This is a genomic window from Acidisphaera rubrifaciens HS-AP3, assembly GCF_000964365.1.
Lineage (GTDB): Bacteria > Pseudomonadota > Alphaproteobacteria > Acetobacterales > Acetobacteraceae > Acidisphaera > Acidisphaera rubrifaciens.
This window is the reverse complement of the sequence record NZ_BANB01000508.1, coordinates 1-9944: the sequence shown is the minus strand read 5'-3', so window position 1 is coordinate 9944 and position 9944 is coordinate 1. Positions and strand designations below refer to the sequence as shown.

The window sequence follows — 9944 nt, the reverse complement described above, 5'->3', positions numbered from 1 at the left end:
CCTGCTCGACGGGCCGGGCCGGGCGGCGGACGTGGGCCAGGGCGCGGTCATCGTGCTGGACGCGGCGACCGGCGCGGTGCGCGCCATGGTCGGCGGGCGCGACTACGCGGGCAGCCCCTACAACCGCGCGGTGATGGCCCGGCGACAGCCGGGATCGGCGTTCAAGCCCTTCGTCTGGCTGACCGCGATCGAGGACGGCATGACGCCGCGGGATCAGGTGGAGGACGCCCCGATCCGCATCGGCGCCTGGAGCCCGGTCAATTTCGAGCACCGCTTCCTCGGGCCCGTCAGCCTGGAGGACGCGCTGGCGCAGTCGCTCAACACCGTCTCCGTCCGCCTGCTGCTGGCGCATGGCGGGGCGCGGGCGGTGATCGCGACCGCCGCCCGCCTCGGCATCACCAGCCGGCTGCCGGCGAATGCCTCCCTCGCCCTCGGCACCGGCGAGGTGGGCGTGCTGGAACTCGCCGCCGCCTATGCGCCGTTCTTCAACGGCGGGATGCGGGTGACGCCGTACGGGATCGCGCAACTCCGCCTCGCCGGCCGCGCCGGCCCTGCGGCCGACGTCCCCGTCGCCCATCCGCCGCCCGCGCGCGTGATCGACTCGGCGCAGGCGCGCGACATGGCCGCGATGCTGGACGCCGTCGTCGCCCGCGGCAGCGGCCGCGCCGCCGCAATCCCCGGCCGCCTGGTCGGCGGCAAGACCGGCACGACGCAGGACAGCCGCGACGCCTGGTTCGTCGGCGGCGAGAGCGGCCTGATCATCGCCGTCTGGATGGGCAACGACGACGACCACCCGATGCGCGGCGTCATGGGCGGCGGCCTGCCGGCCCGCCTGTTCCACGACATCGCGGCGGGGGAGTAGCTACCGGCCGAGCCGCACCACCAACACGCCGTCGATCAGGCACACCGCGCGCGGGTCCGGCCAGACCGGCAGGCTGGCCACGGCGGGGCGTATGCGCGCGATATCCGCCGGCGAGGCAAGCCGCAGGTCGGCGATGCCCGCCACCTTCAGAAAGGCGCCGATCCGCATCGGATTGCCGCCGTCCCAGGTGAAGAACGACGCGCCGAACACGTCATAATCCGCCCCCCGCCACACATTGTGGATGGCGGGCGCGCCCGCGAACCAGACCGGCACGCGCGCGGCGTCGAAGCCCGGATCGGTCCGGTAGATCGTTTCGACCACGCGGTTGCCGAGCAGCAGGTCCGCCGACAAGGCAGCGCTGTCGGCATAGAACAGCCGGCTGACGTGAAAGCACGCGACCAGCAGCACGACCGCGCCCACGCCCGCCGCCATCCGCCCGCGCGCCGCCGTCCCGCCGGGCAGCAGCCCCAGCGCCATCGTCACCAGCGCGGCGACCGCGACCGGCTCGGCCAGATAGGTGCGCGGCGGCGGGGGCGCGCCCAGCAGCACGATCAGCGCGAAGGGCAGCGCGACCGTGACGATGCCAAGGGCGACGCCCGCGACCCGCCGGGCAAGCGTCACCGGCGGTCCGCAGGGCGACAGGGCGACCACGACCGCCGCCGCCGGCGCGAGCGCATAGAGGCTGTTGCCGTAGAAACGGCCGCCCGCGACATAGGCGCCCAGGTCCGACGACTCCGCCCACAGCGTCGCCGCCAGACCGTCCCGGTGCCAGCCGACCATCTGCGACAGGTAGCCGCCGGCGTTCGGCACGCCGCACCACCACTGCACGGCGCGCGCGATGGCGACCGAGATCACCGCCGCCGCCAGCGTCAGGGCAAATGCCCCCATCCCGCTGCGCGCCACGTCCGCAGTCGACGCGCCGCGACTGCGCACCGCGTGCAGCGCCGCCGCCGCCCACAGCGTCGGCATCACGAACAACAGCGACTGGTAGAACCCCACGCCGAAGGCGCACAGCGCGACGGCCGCAACACGACGGCTGGCGCCCCCGCGCAGCCACAGCGCCCCGCCCGCCGTGGTGCAGAACAGACCGAGCGCGAGACTGACGCTCTGGTTGGCGAACTCCAGCTGGTAGGCGAATTGGGGAAACCCGGCGAAGACGGCGACGAACAGCCACCGCTGCTCCGGCGGGAAGGCAAACGGCGTCTCGGCCGCGACCGCCGCCGCCGCCAGAAGGGCAAGGCTCAGCAGCGGGGTGAAATAGGCCACCGCCGGCTCCGGCAGGACCGTCGCATGCAGCAGCGCGATACCCCAGCGGCCCAGCGCGATCGTCTGGCCGATCGAGCCGATCACCACCTGCGTCTCGGTATCGATATGCAGCGGGAAGTGGCTGAGGGCGTGGAAATAAACCAGGACCGCCGCCGCGAAAGCACAGGCGAAGGTCGCGGCAGGCGTGTCCCGGGTCGGCAGGTCGCGCGTCACCCCACGCGCAGCAGCCGGGCGCCGTGTTCGTGCAGCCAGTCCTTGGCCGTCTCCGCGTTCGGCGTCAGCCGGTCCACCAGCGCCCAGAAGCGGCTTCCGTGGTTCATGTGGCGCAGATGCGCGACCTCGTGCGCCGCGACATAGTCCTGGACCGCGTCGGGCGCCATCACGAGCCGCCACGAGAAACTCAGCCCGCCGTTCGGCGCGCAGGAGCCCCAGCGGCTGGACGTGTCGCGCACCGTGAGCCGCGCGACCTCGCAGCCCAGCAGCGCCGCCTTGCGCGCGACATGCTCGCCGAGCTGCCGGCGGGCGAGGACGCGCAACAGGTCGTGCACCCGGCGGGAGACGAACGCCGCCTCGCCCGCGACATGGATCTCCTGCCCCTCGATCCAGGCGCCGCCGCGCGCGCCGGGGCGGTGGACGATGCGGTGGGGGATGTCGCGGATCGGCACCAGCGCGCCATCGACGAAGGGCAGCGCGTCCGGCAGCGCCGCCAGCCGGTCGGAGACCCAGCCCGCATGATCGACCAGCAGCGCCATGCCGGCGCCGCGGCTCGCGCGCGGGGGCAGGGTCACCACCACGGCGCCGAAGCGCGGATCGATGCGCAGGCTGACCCGGCGTGCCCGGGAGGATCGCCGCCAGGAAACCAGGGCCTGCCCCGAGGGCAGATCGAGCAGCTCCGGCGGTGCGTCGTCCATGGGGCCGGACAAAGCCCCCGTTATGCCTGATTCGTCAAATGCCGGCCGCACGCGGCAGGTATCCGCGCACCTGATTTGGACGGTGGCGGGTCAGGCGGCCAGCCGGTCGGGGGGCGTGTTGGCCGGCCGCAGCGCGGCATAGGTCTCGGCAAAACGCTTCTGCCGCCGCTGCAGCAGCCGCCAGAACAGCTGCGCCGAGACGTCCGACAGCCGGCCGCGCGGCTTCAGCCCGACCGCCTTGAAGGTCATGCCCATCGCCCGCTCGATATGGCCGAAGCGATAGAACGCCATCGCCCGCGCCATATAGCCGGCGATGCAGCGCTCATGGGCATAGGCCACGCCCTCGGGCTCGTTGCTGCAATGGAAGGCAAAGGCCAGCTCGTCGTCCTCGGACTCGCCCACCCGGCCGGCGGCGATGCGCAGCCGCTGGACGAAGCTGATCCGCTCGCGCGCCAGGTAGCGGCGCATGTGGTCATAGAACAGCTTGAAATGCCGGTATTCGTCGGCGGCGATCAGCCGGCAGACCTGGATCAGCACCGGCTCCGACGACGCCTCCGCCAGCGCCGTATAATAGGACGAGGTACCGGTCTCGACCATGCAGCGGGCGATCAGCTCGCCCGTGCGGCTGCCGCGGATGGAGCTGTCGGCCTCCAGGTTGATGCGGTAGCCGTCGCGGTAGCGGGCAAAGCAGCCCTCGTAATCCCAGCCGGGGTCCGCGAGCCCGGCCCAGCGGCCCAGCGCGTCGCCGTGCTGGACTTCCTCGACCGCCCAGTTGTCGGCGGCGGCGGAGAAATCGGGATCGTCGTGGAACACCCGGCGCAGATAGGTCGCGTAGTCGGTGCCGTTGCGCTCGACCATCGCGGCCGCCTTGACCAGCGGGACCACCTCGGGATCGACGCGCGCCGGGTCGAACCGGTCCCAGGCGACGTCCTGCAAACGCCAATGCTTCATCGCTCAGGCTTACCCCCACGCTCGGCGCCGCCACCACGTCCGGCGGCTCGCGTCACGAACGGGCAGTCATGCCACCGGTTGCCCGGCGCCGAAAGGCCCGCATGCCGGACCGGCACCGGCGGCCATGCGGCTGGGCGGCCGGGGCGCGATCAGGCGGCGCCGGCCGCCTGCTGCATCGCCCGCGCCGATTGCTGCGCCTCCAGCGCGGCTTCCTGCGCCGGCAGGTCGGCCTTGTCGGCGGCGGCGAAGGCCGCCTCGGCCGCGGCCAGACGACGCTCCGCCTCGGTCCGCGACACCTCGGCGAGCGGCACCACCTCGTTGGCGAGGACGGTGCAGCGTTCCGGCGTGATCTCGGCGAAGCCGCCGGCGACGAACAGCTCGTCCGTCACGGTCCGGCCGTCATAGACCCGGATCGTGCCGCCGCGCAGCGTGACGATCATCGGGCCGTGCTGCGGCAGCACGCCGATATCGCCCTCGGACGCCGGGATCACCACGAGATCGACGGGGCGCGAGAGCAGCAGCCGCTCCGGGCTGACGATTTCGAGGTCGATCGGCATGGCGGATCAGGCCGCCTGCTTCAGGGTCTCGGCCTTGGCGACCGCGTCCTCGATCGTGCCGACCATGTAGAACGCCGCCTCCGGCAGGTGGTCGTATTCGCCGGCGCAGATCGCCTTGAAGCTGCGGATCGTGTCGGCGACCGGGATCAGCACGCCGGGGAAGCCGGTGAACACCTCGGCCACGTGGAACGGCTGCGACAGGAAGCGCTGGATCTTGCGGGCGCGGGCGACGACGAGCTTGTCGTCCTCGGACAGCTCGTCCATGCCCAGGATCGCGATGATGTCCTGCAGGCTCTTGTAGGTCTGCAGGATGCGCTGCACCTCGCGGGCGACCTGATAATGCTCCTCGCCGACGATGCGCGGGTCGAGCGCGCGCGACGTGGAGTCGAGCGGATCGACCGCCGGATAGATGCCCAGCTCGGCGATCTGGCGCGACAGCGTGGTGGTCGCGTCAAGATGGGCGAAGGACGTGGCCGGCGCCGGGTCCGTCAGGTCGTCGGCGGGCACGTAGATCGCCTGCACCGAGGTGATCGAGCCCTTCTTGGTGGACGTGATCCGCTCCTGCAGCGCGCCCATGTCGGTCGCCAGCGTCGGCTGATAGCCCACCGCCGAGGGGATGCGGCCCAGCAGCGCCGACACCTCGGCGCCCGCCTGCGTGAAGCGGAAGATGTTGTCGACGAAGAACAGCACGTCCTGGCCTTCCTCGTCGCGGAAGTATTCGGCGACGGTCAGGCCCGACAGGGCGACGCGCGCGCGCGCACCCGGCGGCTCGTTCATCTGGCCATAGACCAGCGCCACCTTGCTGCCCTCGGTCGTGCCTTCGCCGAGCTTGATGACGCCGGCATCGACCATCTCGTGATACAGGTCGTTGCCCTCGCGCGTGCGCTCGCCGACGCCCGCGAACACCGACACGCCGCCATGCGCCTTGGCGATGTTGTTGATCAGCTCCTGGATCAGCACCGTCTTGCCGACGCCGGCGCCGCCGAACAGGCCGATCTTGCCGCCCTTCACGTACGGGGCGAGGAGATCGACCACCTTGATGCCGGTGACGAGGATTTCCGCGCTTGTCGCCTGATCCTCGAAGCTCGGCGCCTCGCGGTGGATCGGATAGGTCGCGGTGTTGCCGATCGGGCCGCGCTCGTCGATCGGCTCGCCGATGACATTGAGGATGCGGCCCAGCGTCTTCGGCCCGACCGGCATCTGGATCGGCGCGCCGGTGTCGGTCACTTCCTGGCCGCGTACCATGCCGTCGGTGCTGTCCATGGCGATCGTGCGGACCGTCCGCTCGCCCAGCTCCTGCGCCACTTCGAGCACCAGCATGCGGTCGTCGATCTTGGTCGTCAGCGCGTTCTGCATAAACGGCAGCTCGCCCTCGAACTGCACGTCCACGACGGCGCCCAGCACCTGCGTCACGCGGCCGACATTGTTGTTTGCCATTGGCTTGGTCCCCTCAGACGGCTTCGGCGCCGGAGATAATCTCGATCAGCTCTTTGGTGATGTTCGCCTGACGCGCGCGGTTGTAGTTCAGCGTCAGGCGCTTGATCATGTCGCCCGCGTTGCGCGTCGCGTTGTCCATCGCCGTCATCCGCGCGCCGTGCTCGCCGGCCGCACTCTCCAGCAGCGCGCGATAGATCTGCACCGACAGGTTCTGCGGCAGCAGGCGGGCAAGGATCGTCTCCTCGTCCGGCTCGAACTCGTACAACGCGCGCGGGCCGGCGGACGGCTCCTCGTTCTCGTTGGCCGGCAGCGGCAGCGGGATCAGCTGCTGCTCCGTCACGACCTGCGAGATCACCGACTGGAAGCGGTTATAGACGATGGTGACGACGTCCACCTCGCCACGGGTCAGCATCTCCGCGACCTGCCGGCCGATGTCGTCGGCGTCGGCAAAGGCGATGCTCTTGCGCCCGGCATAGCTGACCTCGCCGACGATGCGGCTGGCCATCTCGCGGCGCAGATAGTCGCGCCCCTTGCGGCCGACGGTCATCAGCTTGACCGTCTTGCCCTCGCTCTCCAACCGCCGCGCGAGGTTGCGGGTCGCGCGGCCGATGCTGGCGTTGAACGCGCCCGCCAGGCCGCGGTCGGCGGTCACCGCGATCAGCAGGTGCGTCTGGTCGCGCCCGGTGCCGATCAGCATCGGCGGCGCGGTCGGGCTGTTGCGCACCGACGCGGCGAGCGCGCGCAGCATGCACTCCATCCGCTCGGCATAGGGGCGCGCCGCCTCGGCCGCGGTCTGCGCGCGGCGCAGCTTCGACGCCGCCACCATCTTCATCGCCGACGTGATCTTCTGCGTCGACTTGACGCTGGTGATGCGCCCGCGAAGGTCCTTCAGATTGGGCATTGCCGCCCCTTAGGTGAACGACTTGGCGAAATCGTCGAGGAAGGCGACCAGCTTCGTCTCGGTCTCCTTCTTGATCTCGCGGTCGGTGCGGATCGCCTCCAGGATCGACGGCTCGCGCGTCTTCAGCTCGCCGAGGAACTGGCTCTCGAACGCGCTCACGCGGTTGACCCCGATCTTGTCGAGATAGCCGCGCGTGCCGGCGAAGATCGCCACCACCTGCTCCTCGACCGGCACCGGGCGGAACTGCGGCTGCTTCAGCAGCTCCGTCAGCCGCGCGCCGCGTGCCAGCAGCTGCTGCGTCGAGGCATCGAGGTCCGAGGCGAACTGCGCGAAGGCCGCCATCTCGCGGTACTGCGCCAGCTCCAGCTTGATGCGGCCGGCGACCTGCTTCATCGCCTTGATCTGCGCGGCCGAGCCGACGCGCGAGACGGAGATGCCGACATTCACCGCCGGGCGGATGCCGCGGAAGAACAGCTCGGTCTCGAGGAAGATCTGCCCGTCGGTGATCGAGATCACGTTGGTCGGGATATAGGCCGACACGTCACCGGCCTGCGTCTCGATCACCGGCAGCGCCGTCAGCGAGCCGGCGCCCATCGCGTCCGACATCTTCGCCGCGCGCTCCAGCAGGCGGGAGTGCAGATAGAACACGTCGCCCGGATACGCCTCGCGTCCCGGCGGACGGCGCAGCAGCAGCGACATCTGGCGATAGGCGACGGCCTGCTTGGACAGGTCGTCATAGAAGATCACCGCATGCCGGCCGCTGTCGCGGAAATACTCGCCCATCGTGCAGCCGGTATAGGGCGCGAGGAACTGCATCGGCGCCGGGTCGGACGCGGTCGCGGCGACGACGATGGAGTATTCCATCGCGCCGTTCTCCTCCAGCGTGCGCACCAGCTGTGCCACGGTGGAGCGCTTCTGGCCGATCGCGACATAGATGCAGTACAGCTTGCGGCTCTCGTCGCCGCCCGCGTTGATGCCCTTCTGGTTGATGATCGTGTCGATGATCACCGCCGTCTTGCCGGTCTGGCGGTCGCCGATCACCAGCTCGCGCTGGCCGCGGCCGATCGGGATCAGCGCGTCGATCGCCTTCAGGCCCGTCTGCATCGGCTCGTGCACCGACTTGCGCGGGATGATGCCGGGGGCCTTCACCTCGACGCGGCGGCGCTCGGCGGCGTTGATCGGACCCTTGCCGTCGATCGGGTTGCCGAGGCCGTCCACCACGCGGCCGAGCAGGCCGGGGCCGACCGGCACGTCCACGATCGAGCCCGTGCGGGTGACGGTGTCGCCCTCGCGCACCTGCCGGTCGTCGCCGAAGATGACGACGCCGACATTGTCGGTCTCGAGGTTGAGCGCCATGCCGCGCAGGCCGGCGCCGGGGAACTCCACCATCTCGCCGGCCATGACGTTCTGCAGGCCGTAGATGCGCGCGATGCCGTCGCCGACCGAAAGCACCTGCCCGGTCTCGGCGACGTTCGTCTCGGTATCGAAAGCGGCGATCTGCTGCTTGAGGATCTCCGAGATCTCAGCGGGGCGGATATCCATCAGGCGGCTCCCTTCATGGCGTACTGCAGGCGCTGCAGACGGGATTTCAGACTGGTGTCATAGAGGCGGGCGCCGATCTTCACGACGAGGCCGCCGAGCAGCGTCGCATCGACGTGCTCGTTCATGTTCACGTTGCCGTAGCCGGCCTCGATCAGCCGGGCGCGCAGGCTCTGGCGCTGCACGTCGGTAAGCGGATGCGCGGTCGTCACCTCGGCGGTGACGACGCCGCGCTTCTGCGCCACCAGGGCGGCGAATGCGCCGATGATGGCGGGCAGCGCGCGCAGCCGGCGGTTGTTGGCGATCACGCCGACGAAGTCGCGGACGATCTTGCCCACGCCCTCCGCCTCCAGCACGGCCAGGGCCGCGCGGCGCGATTGTTCGATGTCGATGAGGGGGCTTTCGAGCAGCCGGCGGAAATCCGCGCTGGCGTCGATCATCCGATGGAGGCGCTCCATCTCCGACACGACCGCGTCCAGGGCGTTCTGTTCGCTGGCATAGGCATAGAGTGCGGCGGCATAGCGGTCAGCCAGCCCGCCGCCCTGGGACAATGTCGTGCCTTCGGAGGCCACGCCTTGGTTTCCAATCGCTTGGGCGGCGCCACGGGCCGTTCGGGCCGTACGCCTGCCGGGATGTGCTGACCGGCCCCAACAGCCGGCGGCGGGCGCATAGCATGGGGGTTACAGCGACGCAACACGAAGGCGCGAGCCGGAAGCCCGCCCGCGCCGCCCACCCCGCGCCCTCAGTCGACGTAGATCATCTTCCGCGTCATGCCGCCATCGGCGACGAACGCCGCGCCGGTGACGAACCCGCTCTCCGGGCCGAGCAGCCACGCCGCCAGCGCCGCGATGTCGGCCGGCGTGCCGACCCGCCCCGCCGGATGCTGCGCGTGGTCCTCCGGCCGCAGCGCCTCGCCGCTCACGTCGATCCAGCCCGGCAGGATGGCGTTGGCCCGCACCGCCGGGCCGAACGAGATCGCCAGCGCATGCGTCAGCGCGACCATGCCGCCCTTGCTCGCGGCATAGCTTTCGGTATCGGGCTCGGACATGCGGGCGCGGGTGGAGGCGATGGTCACGATCGCGCCGCCCGCCGCCGCCAGCAGGTCCGCCGTCGCCCGCGTCAGCAGGAACGTGCTCGTCAGGTTGGTCGCCAGCACGCGCGACCACTCCGCGAGCGTCAGGTCCGCCAACTTCTTGCGGATCATGATGCCGGCATTGCAGACCAGCCCGTCGAGCCGCCCCGCCGCGTCGCGCAGCCGGGCCGCCAGCGCCGTCACCGCGCCCTCGTCGCTCACGTCCGCCTGCTCGTAGCGCACGCCCGGATGCGGCGACGCCGGTCGGTCGAGATCGGCGCCCCACACCGTCCAGCCGTCATCGGCCAGCCGTGCCGCGATGCCGGCGCCGATGCCGCGCGCCGCCCCGCTCACCAGCGCCACCCTCGCCGCCGCCATCCTGACCTCCGTTGCCGTCCCGCCGCGCGTAACGGCGGGACGGCGCGGCCGGTTGCTACTCGGCCGCCGC

Annotated in this window: 10 protein-coding genes; 1 reads left to right on the top strand and 9 read right to left on the bottom strand. The window is 71.0% G+C overall.

Features of this window, described 5'->3' with window-relative positions:
- Positions 1-862, top strand: an 862-nt coding sequence (locus tag B8460_RS13875; RefSeq protein WP_048862203.1) for a transglycosylase domain-containing protein, incomplete at its 5' end; no start/stop codon positions are given.
- On the opposite strand, the gene B8460_RS13870 is transcribed toward B8460_RS13875, so the two are convergent.
- The 9 genes from B8460_RS13870 to B8460_RS13830 form a co-directional block, all read right to left on the bottom strand.
- Positions 863-2341, bottom strand: a complete 1479-nt coding sequence (locus B8460_RS13870) for a glucosyltransferase domain-containing protein (protein ID WP_048862202.1) — start codon at positions 2339-2341, stop codon at positions 863-865.
- On the bottom strand, positions 2338-3039 hold the full coding sequence (locus B8460_RS13865; protein ID WP_048862201.1) for a M48 family metallopeptidase: 702 nt from the start codon (positions 3037-3039) through the stop codon (positions 2338-2340). Before B8460_RS13865 ends, B8460_RS13870 begins: the two co-directional genes overlap by 4 nt.
- A 90-nt stretch (positions 3040-3129) precedes the next feature.
- Positions 3130-3990, bottom strand: coding sequence for a ferritin-like domain-containing protein (locus B8460_RS13860; RefSeq protein WP_048862200.1), 861 nt, complete (start codon positions 3988-3990; stop codon positions 3130-3132).
- 149 nt (positions 3991-4139) lie between these two features.
- Entirely contained in the window at positions 4140-4547 is a 408-nt protein-coding gene (gene atpC / locus B8460_RS13855; RefSeq protein WP_048862199.1) for an ATP synthase F1 subunit epsilon, read from the bottom strand.
- A gap of 6 nt (positions 4548-4553) precedes the next feature.
- Positions 4554-5984: a F0F1 ATP synthase subunit beta gene (atpD, locus tag B8460_RS13850; protein ID WP_048862198.1), complete on the bottom strand. Its 1431-nt coding sequence runs from the start codon at positions 5982-5984 to the stop codon at positions 4554-4556.
- Positions 5985-5997: 13 nt separating this feature from the next.
- Positions 5998-6885 carry a F0F1 ATP synthase subunit gamma gene (locus B8460_RS13845; protein WP_048862197.1) on the bottom strand — a complete coding sequence of 296 codons (888 nt, stop codon included), beginning with the start codon at positions 6883-6885 and terminating at the stop codon, positions 5998-6000.
- Between the two features lie 9 nt (positions 6886-6894).
- Positions 6895-8427, bottom strand: coding sequence for a F0F1 ATP synthase subunit alpha (gene atpA / locus B8460_RS13840; protein ID WP_048862196.1), 1533 nt, complete (start codon positions 8425-8427; stop codon positions 6895-6897).
- Positions 8427-8996: a F0F1 ATP synthase subunit delta gene (locus B8460_RS13835; RefSeq protein ID WP_052945245.1), complete on the bottom strand. Its 570-nt coding sequence runs from the start codon at positions 8994-8996 to the stop codon at positions 8427-8429. The genes atpA and B8460_RS13835 overlap by 1 nt, the downstream gene beginning before the upstream one ends.
- A gap of 170 nt (positions 8997-9166) precedes the next feature.
- Positions 9167-9874, bottom strand: coding sequence for an SDR family oxidoreductase (locus tag B8460_RS13830; RefSeq protein WP_048862194.1), 708 nt, complete (start codon positions 9872-9874; stop codon positions 9167-9169).
- Positions 9875-9944: the final 70 nt, after the last annotated feature.

Excerpts from the sequence above, each read along its gene's own strand:
- B8460_RS13830 (WP_048862194.1), bottom strand. The coding sequence starts at position 9,874 with ATGGCGGCGGCGAGGGTGGCGCTGGTGAGCGGGGCGGCGCGCGGCATC.
- B8460_RS13860 (WP_048862200.1), bottom strand. The coding sequence starts at position 3,990 with ATGAAGCATTGGCGTTTGCAGGACGTCGCCTGGGACCGGTTCGACCCG.
- atpA (WP_048862196.1), bottom strand. The coding sequence starts at position 8,427 with ATGGATATCCGCCCCGCTGAGATCTCGGAGATCCTCAAGCAGCAGATC.
- atpC (WP_048862199.1), bottom strand. The coding sequence starts at position 4,547 with ATGCCGATCGACCTCGAAATCGTCAGCCCGGAGCGGCTGCTGCTCTCG.
- B8460_RS13865 (WP_048862201.1), bottom strand. The coding sequence starts at position 3,039 with ATGGACGACGCACCGCCGGAGCTGCTCGATCTGCCCTCGGGGCAGGCC.
- atpD (WP_048862198.1), bottom strand. The coding sequence starts at position 5,984 with ATGGCAAACAACAATGTCGGCCGCGTGACGCAGGTGCTGGGCGCCGTC.
- B8460_RS13845 (WP_048862197.1), bottom strand. The coding sequence starts at position 6,885 with ATGCCCAATCTGAAGGACCTTCGCGGGCGCATCACCAGCGTCAAGTCG.